23 protein-coding genes and 2 tRNA genes are annotated in these 25,915 nt (G+C 50.5%); 16 read left to right on the top strand and 9 right to left on the bottom strand.

What is annotated here, in order from left to right; genetic code table 11:
- Positions 1-19: 19 nt before the first annotated feature.
- Together H6F91_RS24415 and H6F91_RS24410 are read left to right on the top strand one after the other, a co-directional pair.
- Positions 20-93, top strand: a tRNA-Asp gene (locus H6F91_RS24415).
- A gap of 393 nt (positions 94-486) precedes the next feature.
- Positions 487-560 (top strand) — tRNA-Asp (locus H6F91_RS24410).
- A 69-nt stretch (positions 561-629) separates the two neighbouring features.
- Here the strand turns inward: H6F91_RS24410 and H6F91_RS24405 are convergent.
- Positions 630-812, bottom strand: coding sequence for a hypothetical protein (locus H6F91_RS24405; protein ID WP_190773918.1), 183 nt, complete (start codon positions 810-812; stop codon positions 630-632).
- A gap of 165 nt (positions 813-977) precedes the next feature.
- Here H6F91_RS24405 and H6F91_RS24400 point away from each other — a divergent pair, with 165 nt between their 5' ends.
- Both H6F91_RS24400 and lepB read left to right on the top strand, forming a co-directional pair.
- Complete coding sequence (locus tag H6F91_RS24400; protein ID WP_206754970.1) at positions 978-1,685, top strand: FAD-binding oxidoreductase; 708 nt, start codon at positions 978-980, stop codon at positions 1,683-1,685.
- Between the two features lie 182 nt (positions 1,686-1,867).
- Positions 1,868-2,527, top strand: a complete 660-nt coding sequence (gene lepB, locus H6F91_RS24395; protein ID WP_190773916.1) for a signal peptidase I — start codon at positions 1,868-1,870, stop codon at positions 2,525-2,527.
- A 70-nt stretch (positions 2,528-2,597) separates the two neighbouring features.
- Here lepB and H6F91_RS24390 read toward each other — a convergent pair whose 3' ends face one another.
- The 3 genes from H6F91_RS24390 to H6F91_RS24380 all read right to left on the bottom strand — a co-directional run bounded on the left by H6F91_RS24390 (position 2,598) and on the right by H6F91_RS24380 (position 6,128).
- A complete protein-coding gene (locus H6F91_RS24390; RefSeq protein WP_190773915.1) occupies positions 2,598-2,813 on the bottom strand; it encodes an RNA-binding S4 domain-containing protein in 216 nt (71 codons plus the stop codon).
- 277 nt (positions 2,814-3,090) lie between these two features.
- Positions 3,091-4,647: an AAA family ATPase gene (locus tag H6F91_RS24385; protein ID WP_190773914.1), complete on the bottom strand. Its 1,557-nt coding sequence runs from the start codon at positions 4,645-4,647 to the stop codon at positions 3,091-3,093.
- A 362-nt stretch (positions 4,648-5,009) separates the two neighbouring features.
- Entirely contained in the window at positions 5,010-6,128 is a 1,119-nt protein-coding gene (locus H6F91_RS24380) for an ATP-binding cassette domain-containing protein (protein WP_190773924.1), read from the bottom strand.
- Positions 6,129-6,349: 221 nt separating this feature from the next.
- Between H6F91_RS24380 and H6F91_RS24375 the strand changes: the two genes are divergently transcribed.
- The 4 genes from H6F91_RS24375 (at position 6,350) to H6F91_RS24360 (ending at position 10,436) form a co-directional block, all read left to right on the top strand.
- Entirely contained in the window at positions 6,350-7,975 is a 1,626-nt protein-coding gene (locus H6F91_RS24375; protein WP_199308033.1) for an iron ABC transporter permease, read from the top strand.
- Between the two features lie 46 nt (positions 7,976-8,021).
- Entirely contained in the window at positions 8,022-8,513 is a 492-nt protein-coding gene (locus H6F91_RS24370) for a pentapeptide repeat-containing protein (RefSeq protein WP_199308023.1), read from the top strand.
- A gap of 321 nt (positions 8,514-8,834) precedes the next feature.
- Positions 8,835-9,476, top strand: coding sequence for a pentapeptide repeat-containing protein (locus H6F91_RS24365; RefSeq protein ID WP_199308022.1), 642 nt, complete (start codon positions 8,835-8,837; stop codon positions 9,474-9,476).
- A gap of 396 nt (positions 9,477-9,872) precedes the next feature.
- On the top strand, positions 9,873-10,436 hold the full coding sequence (locus tag H6F91_RS24360) for a phytochelatin synthase family protein (RefSeq protein ID WP_190773910.1): 564 nt from the start codon (positions 9,873-9,875) through the stop codon (positions 10,434-10,436).
- A gap of 33 nt (positions 10,437-10,469) precedes the next feature.
- On the opposite strand, the gene H6F91_RS24355 is transcribed toward H6F91_RS24360, so the two are convergent.
- Positions 10,470-11,231: a GDSL-type esterase/lipase family protein gene (locus H6F91_RS24355; RefSeq protein ID WP_190773909.1), complete on the bottom strand. Its 762-nt coding sequence runs from the start codon at positions 11,229-11,231 to the stop codon at positions 10,470-10,472.
- Between the two features lie 433 nt (positions 11,232-11,664).
- Here H6F91_RS24355 and H6F91_RS24350 point away from each other — a divergent pair, with 433 nt between their 5' ends.
- Positions 11,665-12,120: a hypothetical protein gene (locus tag H6F91_RS24350; RefSeq protein ID WP_190773908.1), complete on the top strand. Its 456-nt coding sequence runs from the start codon at positions 11,665-11,667 to the stop codon at positions 12,118-12,120.
- Between the two features lie 209 nt (positions 12,121-12,329).
- Here the strand turns inward: H6F91_RS24350 and H6F91_RS24345 are convergent, their stop codons facing one another.
- Positions 12,330-13,841 (bottom strand): UbiD family decarboxylase, encoded by a 1,512-nt coding sequence (locus tag H6F91_RS24345; protein ID WP_190773923.1) that lies wholly within the window; start codon positions 13,839-13,841, stop codon positions 12,330-12,332.
- A gap of 233 nt (positions 13,842-14,074) precedes the next feature.
- Here H6F91_RS24345 and H6F91_RS24340 point away from each other — a divergent pair, with 233 nt between their 5' ends.
- Positions 14,075-14,551 carry a Dps family protein gene (locus H6F91_RS24340; protein WP_190773907.1) on the top strand — a complete coding sequence of 159 codons (477 nt, stop codon included), beginning with the start codon at positions 14,075-14,077 and terminating at the stop codon, positions 14,549-14,551.
- Between the two features lie 168 nt (positions 14,552-14,719).
- On the top strand, positions 14,720-15,463 hold the full coding sequence (locus tag H6F91_RS24335; RefSeq protein WP_190773906.1) for a hypothetical protein: 744 nt from the start codon (positions 14,720-14,722) through the stop codon (positions 15,461-15,463).
- A gap of 117 nt (positions 15,464-15,580) precedes the next feature.
- Here H6F91_RS24335 and H6F91_RS24330 read toward each other — a convergent pair whose 3' ends face one another.
- Both H6F91_RS24330 and H6F91_RS24325 read right to left on the bottom strand, forming a co-directional pair.
- Positions 15,581-16,549, bottom strand: a complete 969-nt coding sequence (locus H6F91_RS24330) for a glutathione S-transferase family protein (protein WP_277874455.1) — start codon at positions 16,547-16,549, stop codon at positions 15,581-15,583.
- 83 nt (positions 16,550-16,632) lie between these two features.
- Positions 16,633-17,331: a pirin family protein gene (locus H6F91_RS24325; RefSeq protein WP_190773905.1), complete on the bottom strand. Its 699-nt coding sequence runs from the start codon at positions 17,329-17,331 to the stop codon at positions 16,633-16,635.
- Between the two features lie 522 nt (positions 17,332-17,853).
- Here H6F91_RS24325 and H6F91_RS24320 point away from each other — a divergent pair.
- From H6F91_RS24320 to H6F91_RS24300, 5 genes are all read left to right on the top strand, one after another.
- Positions 17,854-18,180 (top strand): helix-turn-helix domain-containing protein, encoded by a 327-nt coding sequence (locus H6F91_RS24320; RefSeq protein WP_190773921.1) that lies wholly within the window; start codon positions 17,854-17,856, stop codon positions 18,178-18,180.
- Entirely contained in the window at positions 18,177-18,971 is a 795-nt protein-coding gene (locus H6F91_RS24315; protein WP_347280080.1) for an SAM-dependent chlorinase/fluorinase, read from the top strand. Before H6F91_RS24320 ends, H6F91_RS24315 begins: the two co-directional genes overlap by 4 nt.
- A 333-nt stretch (positions 18,972-19,304) precedes the next feature.
- On the top strand, positions 19,305-19,964 hold the full coding sequence (locus H6F91_RS24310) for a DUF2301 domain-containing membrane protein (RefSeq protein WP_190773904.1): 660 nt from the start codon (positions 19,305-19,307) through the stop codon (positions 19,962-19,964).
- 153 nt (positions 19,965-20,117) lie between these two features.
- The gene (locus H6F91_RS24305) at positions 20,118-21,338 is read left to right on the top strand and encodes a M20 family metallopeptidase (protein ID WP_190773903.1); all 1,221 of its coding nucleotides are present in this window, start codon (positions 20,118-20,120) and stop codon (positions 21,336-21,338) included.
- A 341-nt stretch (positions 21,339-21,679) separates the two neighbouring features.
- Positions 21,680-22,378, top strand: coding sequence for a DUF3318 domain-containing protein (locus H6F91_RS24300; protein ID WP_242035954.1), 699 nt, complete (start codon positions 21,680-21,682; stop codon positions 22,376-22,378).
- Positions 22,379-22,430: 52 nt separating this feature from the next.
- On the opposite strand, the gene H6F91_RS24295 is transcribed toward H6F91_RS24300, so the two are convergent.
- The gene (locus H6F91_RS24295) at positions 22,431-24,818 is read right to left on the bottom strand and encodes an ATP-binding protein (RefSeq protein WP_190773902.1); all 2,388 of its coding nucleotides are present in this window, start codon (positions 24,816-24,818) and stop codon (positions 22,431-22,433) included.
- Positions 24,819-25,915 lie beyond the last annotated feature (1,097 nt).

Below are 25,915 nucleotides of genomic sequence, written 5' to 3'. Positions count from 1 at the left end.
CAAATGAAGCACACCGCAAGGGACTGTAGTTCAATTGGTTAGAGCACCGCCCTGTCACGGCGGAAGTTGCGGGTTCGAGCCCCGTCAGTCCCGTTCCTTGAACTCAATTTCTACAAGACAGAAGTGGCTAGCACGTTGTGCTAGCCGCTTCTGTCTTGTAGAAATGCTGCTGGATGCCAGGAGTGGGAGCACTGCTCTCTCACGCCTGATATCCCAGCTAGCGCGACAAAGGCTATAAATAGCCATGAGTAATCTTTCAGCAATTCTCAGTATGGGCCTCAAAGCCAAGAGTTCACGCCCGTAGGGCGTGAACTCTTGGCTTTGAGGCCCGAAAACCGCGCGCCGAAGGCGCGCGGTTTTCGGGCCTGATTTCAAAATGAGAATTGCTGGTAATCTTTGAAATTAGTTGAATACTGTCGCTATTGTTTGATATGCTGATTATCCGAAGCGTTCTGAACGACTTGTTGAGGGCGCAGCGGGCAGTCTGGGACTGTAGTTCAATTGGTTAGAGCACCGCCCTGTCACGGCGGAAGTTGCGGGTTCGAGCCCCGTCAGTCCCGTTCTCTAAACCCACATTAAACGAGCTTTTTGTGCCGTTTAGGCACAAAAGCATTCATTTCATAGGCTTTTTAGATAGGTTGGCATTTGCCAGCACGGATTAAACCTACGCGGCGGGCGAACGCCTCGCTCTGGGACGCGAATGGGCCCCATCGTTCTGTTCCCTCCTCCAGGGTTTGACCAACCTCGACTGCGACAATCTCGCAAGAGCCTTCCGGGCGCTTTACCACATACCAACCTGTTGTGTCGTTCATAGGGTGTGCTTCAAAAGAAGGATTTAAACGGAAAATCAATCGTTTCCCCGTGCCAAAACCTTATCAAAAGCAGCGGTGTCCAGGCTACAATGTCTCCTCGTGAATTGTTGAGCCAGAAATTTGCGGAGCCTGTTTTGCAGGCGTGCCATGTACGGCAAGGAGACTATGCAGAGCTACGAAGTATTACGTCCATCCCAACCGATGGATTGCTGGGCAACGGTTGTGGCCTCTACCCAGCTTTCTCCCACCATCAAATCAATTCGGTTGCGGCTCCATGATCAATCCTTCCGATTTTTGCCAGGACAGGCAATATGGCCCAAGTTTGAGCGAGACGGTAAACAGTTCACCAAAATTTATTCCATCTCATCGTCCCCGTCTCAGTGCCCAGAAGTGGAGTTATGTGTTTCACGGGTGGGTTGGAGTTCGGCCTATATTCAGGATTTGGAGCCCGGGGATACAATCTCGGTGCGGGGTCCCTATGGGATGATGACTCTGGCAGAGTGCCCCGATCGCCCTCGTCTCTATATTGCCGAGGGATCTGGCATCGCCCCTGTCAAGAGCCATATCGAATGGTTAGCGGAGCAGCGGTTTAGCCGCCCAGTCTGGTTAATTCAGGCCAATCCTGAGACGCCGGATTGCTTGCCTTATGCAGATGTGTGGCGATCGCTCCAACAAACCTGGGCCACCTTCCACTACATCGAAGTGCTGAACAGCCCGGTGGAGTCAGTGCTCTCGAAACTGCCGCTTAACCTGCATATTGCGGATATCGATATTTGTGCGGTAGGCGATCGCGTCTCTCAGTTACAGGATGCCGTACTCTCTCTGGGAGCATCCTGGGCACAAGTTCGTGCAGAAAAGTTCGTGGCCTTTTAGTACCCCTGCCCTTTGCCCTTGGGTGCATCCCACTTTTGCAAGTTTGGAAACCCACTTACAAAGTGGGATGCACCCCTTGTCCTTTTGGTCATGAAGCGACCAAAAGGGCAACCGAGGGTTGTTCAGCCTATTGTTGTGAGCGATCGCCTAAAATCAATAAGCACGTTCCGACAGAAAACTCTATGGCTGCGAATCCCTCACCTCAAACCGAATCCACTTCTACTCAGGCAAGTGCCAGCAAGGCTCCTGAAGCAGGGTTTTGGCGATCGCAGCAGGAGAATATTCGATTTCTGGTCATTGCCCTGGCTTTGGCCCTGGTAATTCGTATCTTTATTGCAGAGCCGAGGTTTATTCCATCTGACTCGATGGTGCCGACGTTGGCCGTGGGCGATCGCCTGGTCGTTGAGAAGGTGTCCTATCGGCTTCGGCCCCCGGCTCATGGCGATATTGTTGTGTTCCATCCTCCGGCTGTGCTGGAGGAGCTGGGCTATGGGCAAGACCAGGCGTTTATTAAGCGCATTATTGGGGAACCAGGCGATATTTTGGAGGTGCGGGGTGGCCAGGTGGTGCTGAACGGGCAACCCCTGCAGGAGAATTACATTGCTGCTCCTCCCGACTACATACTGCCCCCAATTCATGTCCCAGAAGGTGCATATTTCGTGATGGGGGATAATCGTAACAACAGCAACGACTCTCATGTATGGGGCTTTCTCCCACGGCCCAATATTATTGGGCGAGCTGTTTTTCGGTTTTATCCGTTCTCTCGCCTTGGCTCGATTTCTCTATCGGGGAGAAATGCTGGAGTGGATGCTGCTCCTTCGGTGAAGTCTGAGGTTTCTTAATGTTCATACCCTGAGCAGGCGAAGCCCCAGTACGGGACAAAACCGCTAAAACCCATCCACTCATCCACTTCTACGGGTTGTCTGGGTCGTCTTCGACGAGAATAGTTTCGCCATAGACGGTAACGCGATCGCCTACCACTAACTTGCGTCCTCGGCGGGTTTCTATTTCTCCGTTAACCATCACTTCTCCAGACTGAATCAAGAGCTTAGCCTCGCCTCCCGTTTGTACAACTTGTGAGAGTTTGAGGAATTGATCCAGTTTGATGGTTTCTTGAGGTGTTGTCATAGCAGACAGGAATTAACAGCACTCTTCATTGTGCCGTATGGATTGCTACCACCTATTCTGTTCAGTAGAAAGCTACTTAACCTGAGTTCGGGTTAAGGGCGTTTTCGAGTGCCGCGCAACGCGCGGCACTCGAAAACGCTCATTTTGGCGTGCGCAAAGCGCACGCCAAAATGAGCACTTCAGCTTATCCCGAACTGAGGTTACTTAACCATTTTGACGTGCGCGAAGCGCACGTCAAAATGGGTGTTCTCGAGAACACCCTTACCCCAAACTGGCATTATCGAACGCTGACGAAGCGTTCCTGGGCGATCGCCCGCAGATTGTCCACTTCCTCCCGGCGTGATACTGAGAGAGGGATAGTGGATTTGATGGTCTGTAATAGCAGGGGGGTATCGAGGGGTTGATTCAGGTGTAGCGCATGGTACAGAGCGGAAATAACAGCCTGTTCAATCTCCGCACCGCTGAATCCCTCTAATGCTTGTACCAGAGCCGGAAAGTCGAATTGGCGGGGAACCTGCTTCCGCCGCAGTAAGTGGGCTTGTAGAATGACGCCTCGCTCCTGCTCATTGGGTAAATCGACAAAAAAGACTTCATCAAAACGGCCCTTACGCAGCAGCTCAGGAGGCACCTGGGATAGGTCGTTGGCGGTTGCTACGACAAAAACTTCCTGAGATTTTTCCTGCATCCAGGTGAGTAAGGAGCCAAACAGGCGGCGGCTCAAGCCTCCATCCGCATCCCCGCCACTGGCACTGGTGGTAAAGCTCTTCTCGATTTCGTCAATCCATAAGACGGCAGGGGCCATGGTTTCTGCTAGGGCGACCGCTTGCCGAAAGTTCTTTTCGGATTCGCCCACATATTTGTCGTAGAGGCGACCCGCGTCTAGCTTGAGCAATGGCAATTTCCAGGATTGGGCAATGGTTTTGGCGGCCAGAGATTTGCCACAGCCCTGGATCCCTACAATCAAAATGCCTTTGGGTGGGGTTAAATTGAGCTCGATAGCTCGGGGGCTAAAGCCGACTTTGGCGCGATCGAGCCAGCGCTTGAGCCCTGCAAATCCTCCCAGGTTGAGCGGGCGATCGTCCACGGGGAAATACTCCAGCACGCCCCCTTCCCGAATCATTTGGGCTTTGCGGTAGAGAATTTTGGCGATGTCGTCGATCGTCAGTTTGCCGTCCTCCATGGCTGCGTAGGCGATCGCCTGACGTGCCTGCTTTAAGGTCATTCCCGCCAGTGCCTTCACGAGGGATTGCAGCTCTAACTCAATAGGTTCGGACTGAAGACGATTTTTCGCTTTGAGCGCGCGGATAACTTCTAGAACGACCTGATATAGTTCATCCTGCCCCGGTAGTTTTAAGTCAAAGTACACGGCATCGTGGGCAATTTCGGGGGGGAGTTTAACGCTATCTCCCGATACCACTAGAGCCGAAGCTTTCTGCGCAAACTGCTGCGTTAACTCTCGAAATTGCCGCACGAGTACGGGGTCGTTGTCTAAATGCTTGCCAAAGTCCTTGAGCCAGAACACCCCTTTCACTGTGTTTTCTTCAACTTGCTTTAAGGCTTTTAGAGGATCATCCGTGCCTTCAAAAGCCGTAGGGCGTTGGGTCGGTGGGGCGTATTCGTTCACCCAATTAGAGCTGGAGCCGGGCGATCGCACCAATCCCTGGGTCGAGCTCCATTCAAACAGGGTTAGCTTCATTTCCCCAGTTACCGTTTGCAGTAGCGTTTGTACCCGCTCCTCCTCAACGGTTTCAATCACAATCAGTGGGTGAAACGACATCAGCAGGGTTTGAATGTTGCGAATGCTGCTGCTCAGGGGCGTTGTGGAAGATGGCATGGGGGAATTTGGATGCGACTACCATCAGAATTCCCACTCTTATAAGGAAATTCCGTAACGCGTTTGCTGATTTATAGCGCTGTGCACGTTGATTAAGTACGGTGGTGTGGGGCACTTCGTGCCCCACACCACCGTTGCTGTACTTAACGCACTTGCACATCGCTATATTCCCGTTGTTAATGAGGGCAAAGCACCCATGCGCAAAGAGGCTTTATTGCATTGCAATAAAGCCTCTTTGCTGGGGTATATACAGCGCTTTGCGCTTGAATCAACCCCGGTTGTTTTTGTGAGAGCCGCACGGAGTGCGGCTCTCACAAAAACAACCACATTTTAAGCGCTTGAAAAGCGCTGTACAGCGATCGCTATCTGATCGGGGCGGCTACAGCATCCACAACGGAGACTTCGTCTGGGAAGAAGCGGAGGATGGCGTTGCTGAAGTTAAGGCTGACCCTTGTACCCACGGGGATTTGAGTGCGGGTGGAGGTACGAGCATAAAGAAGTTGGCCAGAGAGAGTTTCTAAGGTGTAGCGATATTCGCGGCCCAGGAATTGGCGATCGCGCACGACTACAGCCCCTGCTTCATCCACCACGGGGACCACGTCTTCCTGGCGAATCATTAACTCACCGGAGCGAGTCGCGTGGTGGTCATCCGTCCACAGGACATTGCAGGCACACTGCACCAGAGCGGTGCCAAAGGTGCCTAGCTCGGTTTCCCATACCTGGCCTTTCTGGTTGGCTTTAAGGAAGTTTGCCTGAGTCACAAACTCGGCGACGAAGCGGGATGTGGGCTCGTGATAAAGGCTTTCGGGGGTGCCGTGTTGTTCCATGTGCCCGGTTCGCATGACGGCAACCTGGTCGGCGATCGCCATCGCCTCCTCCTGGTCATGGGTGACGAAGACCGCTGAGGTACCCGTTGCCTTCAACACATCCCGGATTTCCTGACGCAGTGCCACGCGTACCTGTACATCCAGGTTGCTCAGAGGCTCATCGAGCAACACCAGGCTGGGGCGGGGAGCCAGGGCGCGAGCCAGAGCCACCCGTTGCTGCTGGCCGCCCGAAAGCTCGTGGGGGTAGCGAGATTGAAAGCCTTGTAAGCCAATCAGGGCTAGAGCTTCTGAAACGCGCTCTTGGATGGTGGCTTTGCTGAGTCGTTGCAGCCCAAAGGCGAGATTCTCGGCTACCGTCAGGTGAGGAAACAGGGCAAAGTCTTGAAACACCATGCCGACGGATCGTCGCTCCGGAGGGACATGATGGTGGGTGCCGCAAACCGGAGTACCGTCGATGACAATGCGTCCCTGCTGCGGGGTTTCGAATCCGGCAATGAGCCGTAGCAGCGTCGTCTTACCGCAACCCGATGGCCCCAGGAGGGCAAGGATATCCCCCGCTGCCAGATTTAGGCTAACATCAGCCACGGCGGGAGACGGGCAACCAGAAAACTGATGGGAAACCCCCTCCAGAGACAAAATTGAGGCCATAGAAATTTCGGATGCGTCAGGTTTGTAATAGTTGACTACGGGCAAGTCTTAACTGATACCATAACGAAGTTGACTCACTTATTGCGATTAAAGTTCAATAAAGAGGCTCCAATTTCGACCTGCGACTCGCCAGTACTTCCCATTTTTCCTATCATCGCATGAGATCTGCCCAAACTTCTTCCCCGAAATCTCCTCCTTCTCTGCTGAATCTTGTTTTCAGTAAGGGGATGGCCCAGGGCTGGTCTGTGCTGGTAGGAGCGATCGCCCTCCTGATCCTCTCCCCTGTGCTGGTAGTGATGGCAGGGCTTTTCACCCCGCAAGTGGAGGTATGGCAGCATTTAGCAGAAACGGTCTTAGCCCGCTATATCCTCAATTCTCTGCTACTGATGGTTGGAGTGGGGATCGGTGTTGTGGGTTTAGGGGTATCTACGGCCTGGTTCGTGACGATGTGCCACTTTCCAGGGCGACGCTGGTTGGAATGGGCGTTGCTGCTACCCATGGCAGCTCCAGCTTACATTCTGGCGTTTACCTACACTGAGTTTCTGGAGTACTACGGCCCTGTGCAGTCAGGTCTACGATTCCTGTTTGGCTGGAAGGCCGCGAGTGAATATTGGTTTCCGAATATTCGCTCGTTGGGAGGGGCGATCGCGCTGCTTACCCTGGTGCTGTATCCCTACGTCTACTTGCTAACCCGGGTGGCGTTTTTGGAGCAATCGAACCGCACCCTGGAAGCCAGCCGTACGTTGGGTTGTAACCCCTGGCAAAGTTTTTGGCGGGTAGCATTACCGTTGGCGCGTCCGGCGATCGCCGCTGGTACGGCCCTGACGTTGATGGAGACCCTGAGCGACTTTGGCACCGTTCAGTATTTCAGCGTCGATACATTTACGACTGGGATTTACCGCACCTGGTTTGGCATGGGTGAACGGATTGCAGCGACCCAACTGGCTGCGCTACTGCTGCTGTTCGTGCTGTGCCTGATCTGGCTGGAGCAATGGTTTCGGCGTCGAGGACGGTATTACCAGACGGGCTATCGTACCGTTCCCACCCGTTACCGTTTGCAGGGATGGCGCAAGTGGGTTACTTGGTTCACCTGTCTGAGCCCGATCGCCCTTGGATTTGTGCTTCCGGCGATTCTGCTGTTGCAGATGGGGTTGCGCCATAGCAATAAGATTACGGATGAGCGCTTGTGGCAGTATGCCCGCAATAGCTTGATCCTGGCAGGATTGGCCGCGGTGCTGGCGGGGGCGATCGCCCTGCTGTTGGCCTATGGCTTGCGGCTACATCCCCATCGCCCTATGCAAGCTTCAGTCCGGTTGGCTTCTATGGGCTATGCTATCCCTGGTTCGGTCATCGCTGTTGGCATTCTGGTGCCTCTAGGCGCTTTTGATAATGCTCTGGATGCGTGGATGCGTCAGACGTTTGGCATCTCTACCGGATTGCTGTTAAGTGGTACTATTGTCGCGCTCATTTTTGCTTACCTGGTTCGTTTTTTGGCGATCGCCTTTAACTCTGTCGAAGCCAGCCTCGGCCGGATCAAGCCCAGCTTGGATGATGCCTCCCGTTCCCTGGGCTACAGTCCTGCTGCAACCCTCCGCCGAGTTCATGTGCCGCTGATGAGCGGGGGCCTCATCACCGCCATCCTGCTGGTCTTTGTGGATGTGATGAAGGAACTTCCTGCAACGATCATCATTCGCCCATTCAACTTCGATACCCTGGCTATTCGGGCTTACCAACTTGCCTCCGATGAGCGTTTAGCAGAGGCAGCATTTCCGGCTCTGGCGGTGGTGTTGGTGGGGATGGTTCCGGTGATTTTACTCAGCCGCCAGATTTACCGTTCTGGGGCTGAGTCTTGAATCTTGTGCTATGTCTAACGTTTTTATTTACGAAAAGAACAGAACAATGTCTCATCGCGTTTTGACTGCTCTTATGCTGACGGGTTGCCTGACCCTCCTGAGTGCCTGCGGGAAAACAGACCCCCGTGAGGATTTTCTGAAAACTCGACAGTGTGCGGAGTGTGACCTGAAAGGCCAGGATTTCAATGGTCAGGATCTCAGCGGAGCATTGCTCAATAAAGCTGATTTAAGCGGATCGGATCTCAGCAGTGCTAACCTCTCTTCTGCTTTGCTCGACCATGCCAACCTCAGCGGTAGTAATTTAAGTGGGGCTGTGCTAGAAAAAGCGGCTATGACAGGGGCTAACTTAAGCGGAGCCGACCTCAGTGGTACCAGCCTCCAGGGTGCGTATCTGCGAACTGCAGATTTGACGAATGCTAACCTCACCGATGCCAATCTATCTGAAGCCGATCTCAGCGCGGCAAAGCTGGATGGAGCAAAGCTGAATGGGGCAAATCTCAAGGGCGCCCTGATGCCAGATGAAACCGTTCATCCCTAATGACAACAGAATTTGGCTGTTGCTAAATAAATCTATGAAAAAGGATGTGAAACTACAGTTCCACATCCTTTTTCATAAATCCATGCATTCATGTCGTGTGGTGGGTTTTACCTGCAACAACGGGTGTGAATGTGTACGTCCTGTGAATGTTAATGGACGCTGGAAGTTACCTCTATGGAATGGGGTTGCCATGTTGTTGCTGCTTTATGGTGAGTACTATTCGCAGTAAATAAAGCTTCAGCGGATGTTTGCAAGCTCACCTTTTCAAAGTCCCTTCAAACAACCTCTGAATCTCTTATCTAAAAGGGCAGGATGGCAGACATGGACGTTAAAGAATTGAAGCAAAAATATGCGGCTGGAGAACGGGATTTCAGTATCGCTGATTTGAGAGGGGCTGAGCTGGAAGGTATTGACCTCAGCGGTGCCGTCCTTCACGGTGCCATCCTGGATGGTGCGAACTTAATTCAGGCAAATTTGACGGAAGCACATTTGGGAGGCGCAACTCTGAAGGGCGCAAACCTGACTGAAGCGAATTTGAGTGATGCAGACTTGAGCGATGCGATTCTCGATGGCGCGATTTTGGAAGGTGCCATTCTCGATCGCACGATTCTGAATCAGGCCGATTTGAAAACCGCTGTTTTGGATCGGGCCAGTCTTAGCGATGCTGATTTGAGTGAGGCTGATTTGACCAAAGCGGATTTGACTGAAGCTGATCTCAGCAAAGCGGATTTACAAGCTGCTGCCCTGGATAAAGCCAGTCTAAATGATGCCGATTTGAGTGGAGCCAAGCTCGTGGGAGCGCGTTTAGTTGAAGCGGATTTGACGGGGGCCGATCTAACAGTCGCCGATCTCCAAGATGCAGACCTGACGCAAGCTGCTTTGGACGAAGCAGATTTGAGCGGTGCCATTCTAGAGAATACGACGCTGGAAGGTACTGTTTTAGAGACTGACTCTACAACTTGAATATGCAGTCGTGTGGTCAGCCATTCTCGTTTTGAATTGAAGCCTGAAAATAGCCCGCCTTCGGCGGGCTATTTTCAGGCTTCAAAGCCGAGAGTTCATCGTGAGAATTGCTGTCGTGGGGTGCATTGCGCTGCACACCTGGATAGTATGTTTTTTAACCGGATCTCTTGTTAGAAGTAGGGCTTACACAAACCCGCTATATTTAATGCCTGTTTGTTGTGTGTGATGTGCGAAGCACACTACACACAACAAACAGGCGTAAATTTCGGGAAGGTGAGAAAAAATAAACTTTTCTGTAAAAAGATTGGTTAGATTGGTAGGAATTTTGGATAGGAAAATTCTATTTCCCTATCCAAAATTCCTACCAACTTAGTATGGGACTGCGAATAGTTCTATATGTCAACGGATCTAACCTCTATTAAATTATTGGAATTTCAACAACCATTGCGATGTTGTAATGTGACAGCGATCGCCTACGCCTTTAGTGCTCTGGGCCACTCCACGACGGTTGATGACATTTTTTACGTCACCCGTATTCCACTTCATTCCGTACTGGATGACGGCATGACCCTGGCAGAGACCTTTGATACCTGCCTCAAATATGTTGAGAAAATGGGATTGCCGATATCGGTTCGGATTGAGCACTGTGATCAACCTGCCCTGACCCTGGAGGTTTTTACTCAGGAAATTGAGCAGGCGATCGCCGACCACACTGACATTCACATTCTCAATTTTAATACTCGCATCGCTCACAAGAACCCCAATTTAGAAGGGGGCCACTTCGCGCTACTCGCGGATTACAACTCGTTGACCCAGATTGTCACCGTCGCAGACACCAACCCTAAGCGATATACACGATTTTGGAACTGTGCGATCGCTCAACTTTATCAAGCTTGCGTAGATAAAGATCCATGTGCTGAGCGATCGCGCGGCTTCATTGCCCTTAAGAAGCTCGATTAAATGGCCTTGCTGAATACCGCAACGCTATTCGCCTTATACAACAGCCATCTGGCGGCCAGGTTCCCAATCATAACCGCAGTCCCAGGCCAGGAAATCCTCAAATAGCGAGGCATATCCAGCAGAATTGGGATGCAAGCCATCAGCGGAGAGGCGAGACTGCCACCAGCGATCGCCCCGTTGCTTCCACAACTCAAAAATATCCAGGTAAGGAATCTGTCGAGCTTCACAGGCTAAACGAGTTGCTTCTTTATAGCGATATTGATCGTCGTGGGTGTAATACAGAATCCCGGCAAAGGGCATGCGTAGTTCGTCCACGGGTGTCATGCCGACAAAGATGACCGGGCAGAGGCGCTGTGCCCGGCTGAGCAGTTCCCCGAGGTCGTTCTCAAAATCATCAAAGGCTGTGAAGTTTCGTCCAGTAGGCCGGCCCACACGGGCAGAGTCGTTTGTGCCAACGGACAGGATAATGCAATCGGGTACGCGATGACGTAATTCGCCCCGCTTACTAAACTCGTCCTCTAACCGTTGCAATACCTGCCGCACCCCATCGCCTCGGATCCCCAGGTTGTACACCACATGTCCGGGCGTGTCGGGCATCATCCAGCGCCGCCGCAACCGCTCGACCCAGCCACCGCCTTCAGGATCACCAAAGCCATAAACCAGGCTGTCTCCCAGCGCAATCAATCGTAAAGGATTAGACGGATCGGCCTGCCGTAGGGTAATCTGACCACGACCTGTAGAGTGATGGCTGGCAAGACTAGAGGGTAACGGAGCAGGCGACACGGATGGAGACATGGTTGCTAAAAGCGAAGATTTGTATCGTTTTTTGCATTTGAAGGGAATGTATCACTCTCTTGCAATATTTGCAATTTGTTACAGGCCACACTTTACATAGGATAACTATTTACTCCTTGCTAAAGGAAAATTATGGGTTATCTTATGCATTCCCCCGTTCAGGGTGAAAGGGTTTTGGGGAATTGCGGTTTGGTGGAGTGGTGCCTGTAATGGAGGAATTGGGATTTGTCACATAACTGTAGAGGTCGTGATGATCTTTACAGAGCGCTCGCCTAAGAATCCGCACAAACAGATCTAGGGTGCATTAGAAAGTCAACCGTTTCCAGTAAAACTTAAAGTCTTTAAATTAGAGTGCCCCGATCGGGTTATCTTCCAAACCTGCCAGTGGGGAGTGGTCCCTCATCCTCAGATATAGAACACTATCCTGATTGCCATGTTGCGAGAACTCAAAGCCCGGATCCCTGACTTCTCTCTTCTAGAACTGCGTCTCCTCAAAATAGGCGCTCGATTTGAGCAAGAGATTGAAGGGGTTGAAACCTATTTCAAACAGCCGGAAGGACAGGTGTTGAAAATTGTGGAGGACAACACAGGTACCTACCTGCTGCAACTTCAAGCGCAAGATGGAGGTTTTGTGATTTTGGAAGAGCGATCGGTTTCAGATCCCTTTCCCATCAGTCTTCAGCTAACTCAGGAATATGGTATTCGCCGGATTCTGAAGAAACGCCGTCGTCTCTACCACTTCCGCCAATACACCATCGATATGAGTTTGATTGATGATGTAGGAGACTTCATTATTCTCGTCAGCGAAACCCCAATGGAAGCCGACATGGAGCAAATTCTGGGGATGTCGGATCCGGAGTATATTCGGGTGCCGTTCAGCGAGTTGTAAGTGGGATTGCTAGTAGGCTGCGGCCTAAGTTCGCAACCTATGTTTTGTGTGGGGTGCGAAGCACCCCACACAAAACATAGGTGATGGATTTCTGCCTCAGCGTACTAGTCTCGGTGGTGCTGTCCTAGACATGTGGATGGTTATGAGAAGGAACTTCGCGTCCCTTCTCATAACCACACTTTTGAAGCATGACCGTGTTCCTATTTCTGTTAACGAATGTCGTAACCAAATAGGTTGGGATCAACGTCGTCGAGTTTCAAGTCAGCCAGCCCGTATTCAGCCCAACGGCGAGTGACTAGTTCAGCCGTGGCGGGATCAGGCTTCAGTTCTTCATTCCAGGGGCGATCGGTTTCGGGATATACCTTAGTCGTGGCATCGATCCCCATCTTGCTACCCAGACCTGCTCGCTCTGTCGCAAAATCCAAACGATCGAATGGATTATCGGGCAGGATGAACACGTCTCGCGCCGGGTCTACCTTGGAGGTTACGGCCCACATGACCTGACGGGGATCACGAACGTTGATTTCCTTATCCACCACAATGACAAACTTCGTATAGGTGAACTGAGGCAGTGCACTCCAAAAGGCCATGGCTGCTCGTCGTGCCTGACCAGGATAGGCTTTGTCGATGGAGAGGATAGCGGCTTTGTAGCTCAATCCTTCCATTGGCAGGAAGAAGTCAACGATTTCGGGTACCTGTTGGCGCAGGATGGGGTTGTAGATGCGGTTGAGGGCGATCGCCATCATCGCATCCTCTTTGGGTGGCCGACCACTGAAGGTCGTCATATAAATCGGATTTTTACGGTGGGTCATGCAGTGGAAGCGGATCAACGGGGCTTCCTCGTTGACGCCACCATAGAAACCCATGTGATCCCCGGCTGGGCCATCAACAGCAGTCTCACCAGGAGTAATCGTCCCTTCCAACACGAACTCTGCATCTGCTGGGACTTCCAGATCCACCGTTTTGCACTTGGCCAGGTGAACCCCTTCGCCACCATATAACCCGGCAAAGAGCCATTCGGAGAGGTCAATGGGCAAGGGAGTAGCAGCGGCCATGATGACGAGGGGATCAACACCGATAGCCATTGCCACTTCCAATTTCTCGCCCCGCTCAGCGGCCTTACGCAAATGCCGAGTTGCCCCCCGCACAGAGAGCCACTGCACCGTCATGGTATTTTTGCTCTGCAACTGGAGGCGATACACCCCGACGTTGACAATTTTGGATTCGGGGTCTTTGGTAATCATTAGCCCCAGGGTTAGCACTCGCTCAGCATCGCCAGGGTAGACCTTGAGCAGGGGAAGCTTGGTTAAATCTACGTCGTCTCCTTTGAGGACAACTTGCTGGCAGGGTGGCAGGAAATCTCGATTGGGTTTGGCCTTGATCACGTCAAATAGCACTTTCCCCAACTCCACCGCCTGGGAAATTTTCTTAGGAGGGCGAGGTTGATACAAAATCGCCAGTTTTTTGCCCAGTCCTTCTAAATCTTCGGGCTTCTCCATGTTCATCGACCAGCAGACGCGTTCGACGGTGCCCATAACGTTGATTGCCAGAGGATGCGCTGCTCCCTTTACGTTCTCAAATAGCAGCGCTGGGCCTCCTCCCTGCATAAGCCGATTGCTGATCTCAGCAATTTCTAATTCCGGGTCTACCGGAACGGTAATGCGCCGCAATTGGCCGCGCTGTTCAAGGAGCTTGAGGAATCCCCGCAGATCTCGTGGCATGGTGAAGAACTGTAAACCATCTTTCTCATTATCGGGGATGAGGGGATGGGGTGGGGCGATCGCTTGAGCAAAACCGAAAACTCTTGTGTTCGTTGTTCGGGCGCGAAAAGTCCGAACAACGAACACAAGAGTTTTTAGAGCCCAATCCGCAAACATCTATCTAACGGTACTATCGGCAAGGGCTACTTTACCAACTAAGGTGGAATTATTATCGGACAAGGAGATACCTCAAAATGCAGGCTATGCCCATCAATATCGGAATCGAAGAGAATGCTCGTCAAGAGATTGCTCAAGGGCTCTCCCGACTCCTGGCAGATACCTATACGCTCTATTTAAAAACCCATAATTTTCACTGGAATGTGACCGGGCCGATGTTCCAAACATTGCATTTGATGTTTGAGACGCAATATACCGAACTAGCACTGGCAGTAGATCTCATAGCCGAACGAATTCGTGCCCTTGGCTTCCCGGCTCCGGGCACCTATCAAGAATTTACGAACCTCTCATCTATCAGCGAGGAGGCGGGCGTACCCCCAGCAGAGGAAATGATTCGCAAGTTGGTAGAAGGTCAGGAAGCAGTAGTTCGCACGGCACGATCCATTTTCCCAACTGTGGAGCAGGCGAACGATGAGCCGACTGCGGATTTGCTCACCCAGCGGATGCAGGTGCATGAGAAAACTGCGTGGATGCTGCGGAGCTTGTTAGGTTAAGGTTTCTATATTTCTAACTCTGCTTAGTTCCAAACCCCTGGTATTACCGGGGGTTTTAGATTTGTTAGAATAATATATGGTATTCAAAAAAGCTTTTCTCGTGTCATCACGTAAGTTATGTAAAGTGAATATAGATAAATCCGACCCAGAAATTACGAACTAGAGAAGATGTTTGAAGGCCAAGTAGTATTTCAGGGTAACTTTTCTGGATTAGTATTCGAACCAACTGAAATTCAATATCCAGACAAGGATGTTGTAGGTGTTACTATTGCATCCTCTATTGTGCAAGGACTAACTTTAATAGTCAAAATTAAAAATCAAAATAGTCGTGATTTTGCGCTTCTTAAGGCTGAAGAAGTTGCTTTTGAACTAATAAAGCTCATCGCTTTTCAATTTAGTTCGTTTCACCAAGTGACTAGAAAAGAAGTAGTAGAGTTTTCAGCGAATAAAACTTCTGAAATTGTTGCTGGGAGCTCAGAACTCAATCAACAGTTTCACACTAGAGTGATTGGAAGTTGCCTACTTTCAGCAGCAGCACTCAAGCCTCTGAGAGCACTACTGGAGAGGAGAGATAATCCTAACTACATGTATTATGACTTCTTCTACTTTGCTATTGGCCTAGAAGATCCACTCGCTCAATTCATGGCTTTATACAATATAATTCTTTCACTTAAGGGAGATAAGCAAGAGCAAGTAGACAAATTTGTTATTACTAAACAACCCAATATACATACTAACCTTCCATTCTATTCAAGAAAATCAGGTATGCCTGAAACGATTTATACGAAGTTGCGAAATCAGATAGGGCACTCCCGCTCGGGAACTACAGTTCAAAGTACTAGAGAAGCAATGAGAAAAAATTTGCCTGGATTGATTGAAGTCGTAAGAGAAGTTATTAGAACTAGCATGTAAGACTTATAAAGTTTATAGCTGAAATTGGATAATCACTTAGAGCTATACAACGTAGGTTGGAGATTAGATTTTACTTCGTCCAATTCAATCTCCAACTTACGTATTCAGAAAGAGTTGCTAATGGTAAAGGCGATCGCGCCCATGTTCACGATCCAGATCCATCACCGGACCTAGTGGAACAATTCCATGAGGATTCACGCCCGGATGGCTGCGGTAATAGTGTTGCTTGATGTGATCCAGATTGCAGGTTTCCTTAACACCAGGGGTTTGGTAAATATCCCGCAGGTAACCAGACAAATTGGGATAATCCCAAATGTGGCGCAGGTTGCATTTGAAGTGAACATAGTAGACCGGGTCAAAGCGAAGCAGCGTCGTAAACATGCAAACGTCTGCTTCCGTTAACTGGTTGCCGCAGAGGTAGCGTTGTTTGCCCAACACCTGATCCCAATGATCTAGCGCTTCAAAAAGTTCGGTAACGGCTTCTTCGTAAGCCTCTTGTTTAACAGCAAATCCGGCGCGGTAAACCCCGTTGTTAATTGGCTGGTAAATGGCATCGATGGTTTCATCAATGCTCTGGCGTAAGTCTTTGGGATACAAGTCCACATCGGGTTTTGCGAACTCGCTAAACTCGGTGTCGAAGATACGAATAATTTCGCGAGACTCGTTATTAACGATGGTGCCTGTCTGCTTGTCCCAGAGAATAGGAACGGTGACGCGCCCAGTATAACTGGGCTCTGCTTTGATGTAGAGATCACGGAGATACTGTGCTCCATTCACATCATCAGAAATGGCACCCGGATAATCTGAGAAGAACCACCCATCATCCCCCATAAACGGATCGACAATGGAAACGGTGATGATGTCGGTAAGCCCTTTAAGCGATCGCATAATCAATGTACGATGTGCCCAAGGACACGCGAGAGAAACGTAGAGGTGATAGCGATCGCGCTCCGCTTTATACCCACTTGAACCATCGGCAGTGATGTGATGACGAAAGGTTGTGGAAGGACGAACGAACCGTCCTTGTTTGTCTTCTTGTTCACGTTTGGATGTCCATTTGCCATCCACCAGCATTCCCAGGGCCATAGATCTTCTCGGCTTACATCATCTTTACAGTAGGACGGAAAGGGGGGCGATCGCCTCACCCCCCTGGTGGTTATTGGGCTCGATTATGCCAGGTCAAACAGCAACACTTCCGCATCACTATGGGCTTGCAACTCTAACAGCGTTTTATCGCTAACCGCCGCACCATCTCCGGCTTCCATGGATTGACCATTGAGGGTGATTTTGCCTTGCGCGACTTGTACCCAAGCATAACGATCGGGGCGCAGTTCAAAAGAGCGGGTTTCGCCCTCCGTCAGCACGGTCGCGTAGAGATCCACATCCTGATTGATGTGAACAGCTCCATCCGCTGGATTGTGGCCCGCCATCTGCCGCCATTGCCCTTGCTTCACTTCCGTTGGGAAGGACTTCTCGTCGTAGCTGGGGGGTAGGCCAGTGGTATCCGGCAGAATCCAAATTTGCAGGAAATGAACGGGGTCTTGATCGGAAGGATTGAACTCGCTGTGGGCGATGCCCGTACCTGCTGTGATGCGTTGCACTTCGCCCGTGGTAATGGTGGCGGCATTACCCATGCTATCTTTGTGAGCTAACGAACCAGATAGGACATAGGAAATGATTTCCATATCGCGGTGGGGATGAGTGCCAAAGCCTCGGCCAGCGGCGACGCGATCTTCGTTGATGACCCGCAGGGCACGGAAGCCCATGTGCTCAGGATCGTAATAGTTGGCGAAAGAGAAGGTGTGATAGCTATCTAGCCAACCGTGGTTAGCATGACCGCGTTCGTTAGAAGGACGGAGCGTAATCATTGAGAAAAGCCTCCTGAAGGGTTAAGGAATGATTTAAGGAATAGACTTGTGGATTGTTTAAGCAGTCGAAGATTCAAGCTGGAAGAAACAAATTGAGTCGATTAATCGAGGCGATCGCTGTCACTCAAACATCTATGAAACGACCAGTGAAATAGCATTAGACCAATTGGAAGACCTGCTGAATCAGCTCCAGACGTGTGAGGGTTTACGGGAGAAGAAACGCGGAACTTTTGACCGTCAGTCTGTAGAAATCATCAAACTATGAAGAACGAAGGTATGCACCTGAGCAGTTTGTATGTCTACGAGTGCATCACCACTGCCTGGGTGTATCGGATTGGAGTGAAGTAAATATTCATCTTTGTTCCGATGTATTTGAGTTTATAGTAAGTACATCAGATAAGGGAAGTATGCACTTAAAAGTAAGGTACTACCCAAAAAGATACTATTCGAGTTTCCTGAGGTTTTCGAGCGATGGAAAGCACCTATGAGGTTTCCGTTCAGGCTATTGGTGACCAACCGTTGATGACAGGGGGCGATCGCCTCACCTGCGCCGTCGAAACCACCCTCGACATCATTGGTGGCCGCTGGAAAGTGCTGATTCTCCACGAACTCTTCAACGGCGTGAAGCGCTTTAACGAACTGCACCGTTCCCTCAACGGCGTGACACAAAAAATGCTGACTCAGCAACTCCGCGAGTTAGAGGATGATGGCATTATTCACCGAGAGGTTTATCCCCAGGTGCCGCCTAAGGTAGAGTATTCTCTGACACCCCTGGGCCGCACTTTGGAACCGATTCTGGATGCCATGCACGCCTGGGGGCAACGATACCACCAGGAGCGAGTTGAGTGAGGCGCGGCGGATCACGACTGCTGACTTTGCTAACAGACTTTGGTTTGAAAGACGCTTATGTGGGCGTCATGAAGGGAGTGATTGCGGACATTAACCCCACGGTGCAAGTGGTTGATCTGACTCACCAGATTCCACCCCAAGATATTGCCGCTGGGCGCTTCAATCTGATGAATGCGGTGCCCTTTTTCCCGGCTGGGACGGTACATGTGGCAGTGGTGGATCCGGGGGTGGGAGGAAGGCGGCGAGCGATCGCTCTCCAAACCACCCGCAACTTCCTTGTCGGCCCCGACAATGGCCTCTTCAGCGGTGTGCTGGAACAAGAGCCCATTGTCGCAGCCGTCGAGCTAACCAATCTGTTCTATTGGCGCACCCCCGACCCCAGTGCTACCTTCCATGGGCGAGACATCTTTGCCGCGGTGGGGGCGCATCTGGCACGCGGGGTGCCGTTGGAAAACTTGGGGGAGGCGATCGCCCCCGCCAGCCTCATCCGCTTACCCATCCCTCCCTGCGAGCAGGAGGGAAATGGTTTAGTGGGCTGTATCCAATACATTGATGGCTTTGGCAATTTAATTACCAACATTCCTGCCCAACTCGTGATGAATCCCACGTGGGTTCTACAAATCCACAATCACCAGTTGCCTCGAAGCACCGCTTACAGCGCTGTTCCCGCTGGTAATCTGGTTGCACTTGTCGGTAGCCACGGATGGGTCGAAGTGGCAGTGAATGCTGGCAATGCGCAAGAACAGTTGGGAGTTGCCGTAGGAGATCCAGTGCAACTTCAATTTGGTTAGAGGAAAGACTACTAATTTATCGCTCTGGCCTAGATAGCAATATTACAGTGCTTTGCGCTTGAATTAGCCACGGTTGTTTTTGTGAGAGTCGCACTCCGCGCGGCTCTCACAAAAACAACCAGATTTTCAGCGCTTTAAAGGCGCTGAAGCCTACAGGGTTATGAAAGAAGCCGTTTGAAACGCTAGTGAAACGGCGTGTTTTCTGGGTTTTCTGGCCACGAAAAAGCGCCCTTTTCAAATGACCCCTCATGCTTCCTACTATGATGGGAGATATGACAGGATGATGCGAACGCCCATCCACCAACTCTATAAAATGCTAAGGGAAATAGCGCTATGCAAGATTCAATGACGCCAATCCCAGTGATGTATCAGGGGCAGTTTGGGGAGTTTACGATTACCGATGACGATCGCAAAGGCGTCCTCATCTATCGCTCGGCTCTGATGGTGGCAGCTTTGAGTTTTGCGATCGCCACCACCCTCGTACTCCGTCAGCCTGACTCGGAGGTAGTGCAACATGCTATCTCAGCCCTCTACACGGTGTTTACCCTGGCGTTGGGGGTGAGTTTGTTCACCATTCATATTTATATGGCGGCGTTGCACCGGGCGTTGCAAGCGTTTTGGGTGGTGGGAGTTGTGGCGGCGATCGCCATCTCTCATCTCTACCCCGAACCGTTTGCCGTCACAGTTTATGAGCATCCCATCACGATCCTGGGGATTGGTTTTACCTTTGCGGCCTTAACAGGGATCTTCTTTAAGGAAGCCTTCTGCTTCAACCGTTTGGAAACAAAGGTGTTGACGCCCGTTGTTCCCTTTTTACTGGTGGGTCACATGGTTGGCTTACTTCCCCCTTTAGCCGAGCAAATTCTCCTTTCCGTCTGGGCTATGTTGATGTTGGTATTCGCGGTACGCAAAGCCTTTCAAGACATTCCTGCCGATATTGGTGACAAGAGTGTTTTCGATTATTTGCATAAGAAACACACGAAGAACACATAACTAATTTCAGATCCCCGGTTTTTCCTAGAAAAATCGGGGATCTTCGTCTCACAATAAATCTACGGCTTTTCCAAATAGTCATCAATTTAACTTTCCGCATCGCCATCATTAAAACGCTAGATTGTATACAATCCCTTATTCACTCGTATCCTTATGGTCGCAACTACTCTGAAACCCTTGCCCATCGAAGCATCTCGTATTCGGCTTGAGATTCGTTCGTTGCAGGCACAGCTCGTGGAATGGCGGCGAGGGCTGCACCAAAAGCCAGAATTAGGGTTTAAGGAGAAATTGACTTCGGCGTTTATTTCGCAGAAGTTGCAGGAGTGGGGGATTCCTCACCAGACTGGAGTGGCAGAGACAGGGATTGTGGCGCTGATCGAAGGGAGCCAATCAGGGCCGGTGTTGGGCATTCGGGCCGATATGGATGCGCTACCGATTCACGAGGCGAATGAGGTGCCGTATCGATCGCAGCATGAGGGACGAATGCATGCCTGTGGTCATGATGGGCATGTGGCGATCGCCCTGGGTACAGCCTATTACCTGATGCAACATCGCGAGCAGTTAGCGGGTACGGTCAAATTCATCTTCCAGCCTGCGGAGGAGGGGCCAGGAGGAGCCAAGCCGATGATTGATGCGGGGGCGCTAGAGAATCCGTCGCTGGATGCTATTATTGGGCTTCATCTTTGGAATAACCTGCCTCTGGGGACGGTAGGTGTGCGAGCTGGCGCTTTGATGGCGGCAGTTGAGCAGTTTGATTTGGTGGTGCAGGGGCGGGGTGGTCACGGGGCCATGCCCCACCAGACGGTGGATGCGATCGTAGTCGCATCGCAGATTGTCAACGCCCTGCAAACCGTTGTGGCACGCAATCTGGACCCCATCCAGTCGGGTGTGGTGACAGTAGGCAAATTTAATGCGGGGAGTGCTCGCAATGTCATCGCTGATTCTGCCAGCCTTAACGGTACGGTGCGCTACTTCGACCCGAAACTGTCAACCTTCTTCGAGACGCGCATTCGGGAGCTGATCGGCGGCATCTGTCAGGGTTTTGGGGCAACGTATTCGCTGGATTATCAGAGGCTGTATCCTCCTGTTATGAATGACCGGGCGATCGCCGATCTCGTTCGCTCTGTTGCCGAGTCGGTGGTGGAAACTCCCGTGGGTGTGGTGCCAGAGTGCCAGACCATGGGGGGTGAGGATATGTCTTATTTCCTGCAAGAGGTACCAGGGTGCTACTTCTTTCTCGGCTCAGCCAATGTGGATAAGGGGTTGGCGTACCCGCACCATCATCCTCGCTTTGACTTTGATGAGACAGCCTTGGGGTTGGGGGTTGAGATGTTTATACGCTGTGTTGAAGCATTTAATCACTGCACATTTTAAGGGCCAATCCGAAAGCCCAACTTATATGGTTCTTCAACCGGATTTGATATGAGGGAGAGCGGGTGCATACGCACCTTACTCTCCCTAAATTCGGCTTTCGGATAGCTTTTAAGAAGCCATTTGTAAATCTCGTTTGGCAGGGAGCCAGTATAGATACAGAAGGGTAATCAGTACCTCAGTTGTATAGCGATTCTTGATCGTCTGGCATCTACAAATTTTCAGGACTTACGCATTTGTGTTGTGGGTGGGGTGCTTCGCACCCCACCCACAACACAAATGCGTAAGTCCTGATTTTGTGAGAGCCGGGCTCCGTGCGGCTCTCACAAAATTTGCTGTGGCCTATGCAAACGAGAAGTGCTGTAAAAGTCGATTTGGGAGATCGTAGACTTAAAACTGTAGTCTGCCGTCGCGATCGCCCATCCTCTAAAATGCCCGCCATGAATCCCGATACTGAAATGGCACACCTGATCGACCTGATGCCTGCCTCTGGTCGTATGTACTGCAAGCTGGTGAGCAAACCTGACCAGACGCAGATTATTGCAGCATCCCCGCCGCTTCCCTGGGATCGGAATCGGGCGATCGCCATTAATTTTGACCTGTGGGCCGATTTGCCTCAATCCCAGCGAGACATGTTACTGCTGCGTACTGTGGTGTGGGCAACCGCTGCTCGCTGGTTCAAGGTGGATTGGCAGCGCGGGCTGGCTTTAGTGGGGGCTCTGGGAAGTGTGGTTGAGCTAGTACAGGGGGATGCCGTGGGTGTGGTGGCAGCCGGTGCCTTGACGGGTTGGGCGGGCTGGCAGATCTGGAAGGAGAATCAAAGCTCCAAGCAGGAAATTGAAGCGGATGAAACAGCCGTTCAGTTTGCATTGCGGCGCGGTTATTCAGAGCAGGATGCAGCCCGGCATCTGATGGGAGCGATTGAATCCGTTGCACGCATTGAGAACCGCTTTCCGCTGAATTTTGTGGAGTTGTTGCGGGTACAGAATTTACGGGCGATCGCTGGCCTCTCAGCGGTTTCCATCCCTGACGATTTACGGTGATTGCTTTGAAAATTGAGTGTCCCATATCCTCTGGATGTGGAACGCTCCGGTTTCAACCCAGTTCTAAAGCCTGACGAATGGCCAGTGATAACTCATTAGCGGTAAAGGGTTTGGCCAGTATTTTGGCGATTGTGGCATCCGATATACCTGACAGATCTGGGTTAGTCACTAAGCCACTCATAATGACAAATTTGAGTGCCGGATTGAGCCTGTATAGGGATGCGATTGTCATCACGCCGTCCATTTCTGGCATCATCACATCCACTAGCACTAACCCAATGGCATCACCATATTGGGGATACAGCCGAAGTGCATCGGCTCCTGAACGGGCCGTGATGACTTGGTAGTGGCGGCTTTGCAAAGTTGAGCGGGCCATTTCGCAGATAGCGGTCTCATCATCAATAACCAAGATGAGTTCGCCCTGACCGTCGTGCAATGGCGCTGTGGGAGCGATCGCCTGCACTCCCTGCTGCGTTGCGGGTAAGTAAACCTGAAATTGAGTGCCCTGATGCAGTTGGCTGGAGACGGTGATCAGCCCCTGATGGCTTTTAACAATGCCCATGACCGTAGATAGCCCCATGCCGGTGCCTTTGCCGAAGTCTTTAGTCGTGAAGAAAGGCTCAAAAATGCGATCGAGGATGCTTGGGGGAATACCCATGCCAGTATCAGAGACAGTTACTTCCACATAAGCACCGGGCTGGAGATCGGGTTGGTGGCGAGCGTCGAGCTGCTCAATCCATAGATTTTTGGCAGCAATGGCCAGGGTGCCACCCTGAGGCATGGCATCTCGGGCATTAATGCAGAGGTTCATAAATACCTGATGCAACTGAGTCGTATCGCCTAACACGGGCCATAGGCTATCAGCAAGATCCAGGTGAATCGTCATGTCCTTGGGAAAGGTTTCATCTAGAATCTGTTTGATTTCGTGAAGCACCTCGCTCAGTTGGAGGACGATGCGATCGCCCTCTGTACCCCGGGCAAAGGCTAAAACCTGCTTAATCAGATCGGCACCTCGCTGGGCACTGCCTGCCATAATCTCAAGCCACTGTTGCGTTTCCTCATCCTGCTCTTTTTGTTTCAGAAGCTGTACCGCCATCATGATGGGGGAGAGAACATTGTTCAGGTCGTGGGCCATACCTCCGGCTAAAGTGCCAAGGCTCTCCATACGCTGAACTCGCAAGAACTGCGTCTCTAGAAGTTTTTTCTCGGTAATATCGATGCTGATGGCAATAAATTGAATGGGTTCTCGCTGATCGTCTAGCAAAGGAACGATGGTGGCATCGACCCAAAAAAGATCGCCCTGCTTCGTCCGATTGCACATTTCACCATGCCACACCTGCCCGTGCACAATTGTGGTCCACAGGTGAGCAAAAAAATCAGGGGGATGATGGCCAGAATTGATAATTTTATGGGTTTGCCCTAATAACTCGGCACGGCTGTAGTGAGAGATTTGACAAAACTTTTCGTTGACATATTGAATGATGCCATCAGCATTGGTAATAGCCACGATGGATGATGCATCCAGCGCAAACTTAAAGTCAGCGAGACGTAGGGCACTAGTATGGGCTGTTTTGGCTGCGCGATCGCTACTTTGCGCTAAATAAATGGCTAAGGCCAGTAACCAGGACAGGCTTAATCCTGATAGAAGCGAAACTGCAGGTAAATACGTTTGGGAGCGAATCCATGAAGCCCGTGTCGGAGCAACCTGTAATTGCCAGTTCAAGTTATGCAGGGTAATCGTCGTTTCTTGAAGCAAGCTTGGATTATTGACCTGCTTGCTGGTGTGGTGGCTATACAGTTGCCGATCCTGACCAAAAATCTGCACAGCATAACCTTGAACATCCCCATCATCGAGCAAGGTGCTAAATAGCGTTTGTGCCTGAAAAATGCCAACAATGTAGCCATCGATAGGGGGGGAGCATTGCTCTGGCACCAATAAAATCTGCTGTGTACAAATAGCGTTTGGTTGTGCGGGAACCCTGGGGAAACCTAGGATGGGAACAATGACAAAAAATTCATCCTGGCCGCCTATCCAATCCACATAGGGGGTGATGGCTAAGTTTCCAGTGATACGAGCTTGCTCCAGAGCCGCACTTAAGGCAGGCTCTGCGTCAAGTTTTAACGGTGGCAGTGGAGTTCTCGTTTCGGTAGTGACGGTCCAGCGAATTTGAGAAGTTGAGTCTGCCCAGGCGATCGCTTCATATCCCCGAAAGTCTTCAAGATTCAACCGGGCTTCCAGTTCCCAGTTTTCGCGGCTGAGGCCATGCTCCTGTTCCCAGTGTCGAGCCATGCGAACTAAGGCCAGAATCTTGGGCTCAATCTGTTCGGTAATTTCAGCGCTCAACGCTACTGTTTTTTGTTCAATAGATTGTTGAATGTGAGATTGTTCAGCCTCGTACAGAGCCCACCAAAGAAACAGACTACCTGTAGATAAACTCAAACCTATTGTTAGAGGAAGCGATGATACGCTGATATAATTTCGTAATTTTGAGAATGTTGGGAATATTCTAGAAGTGTTAACACGTTCTACACGGTGTATGAACTGCGTTGGGAATTTTAGTGTATTTTTATTTAAATTTAACTTAAGCTTATTCATCACCAATAGCGTATTCTCTGATATCAATAACTTCACTAAATTTTGAGAGTCTAATACTCTGGACAGTTTTTCTGAAACCCTTGATTTTGCGTGCGCGAAGCGCACGCAAAATCAAGGGTTTCAGAAAAACTGTCCGAACTAATGAATGGTGTAGGTTTGACAAGTTAAGGTTAAAGCCAATGCCTTGCTCATGAAGTGATTATCTTCAACCAATAAGATTCGCATTCAAATGACCTCATTCTCCTTTATGTGATCTCTTTCCTGGCCTTAGAAAAGGTATAGATAGTGCAAAGCGATCGCCAATACTCTTCCCAATAGCAAGAATACTAACAATCGATCCAGCAAAATTTTCGTTTTTAAGAATGCTTGAAAGGCTAATCTTTCATGCTTAGAGGGCCGAAAAGAATTGCTTTTTTGAAATTTTTCAAACATTCTTTTCAGGCTAGACAGAGCCTATTCCCTTTTCAAGGAATGATTTAAGATTCCGGAAAAAATGAATTTTTTATCTGCTATACAGCGCTTTACGCTTGAATAAAATGCAGTCATTTTTGTGAGAGCCTCGCTCTGCGAGGCTCTCACAAAAATGACTTGTACCTCATAGACTTGAAAAGTGCTGTATATAGCAAAAATTAGAATTTTTCAGAATGATTCAGGGGTTATGAGACCCCGCTACAGGCGGTGTATTAATTGTATGTGAAGGGTTGTGGCCACTCTGACATTTCTACTGTGCTTTGCTCCATCTCGCTTTCAGGAAATACAAGAGTAACTTAGGAAACTCTTTATATGTTGAATCGAGAAAATTAAGCATTGATGAAATGCCACCTAACTCTGCTTTATCTTTTGAAGTTCTTAATTATTTCGGTTTAGTCTTGTAATCGCAAGGAAAAAATCAGTCAGTGCCATCTCCCAGTCGTTAGAAGTGCAGTAGGAAAGTTTGGGCG

Origin of the sequence: Leptolyngbya sp. FACHB-8 (assembly GCF_014695575.1) — a bacterium.
Taxonomy (GTDB): domain Bacteria; phylum Cyanobacteriota; class Cyanobacteriia; order Elainellales; family Elainellaceae; genus Vacuolonema.
The sequence above is the reverse complement of the archived record's forward strand: the minus strand, read 5'-3'. Positions and strand labels throughout refer to the sequence as shown.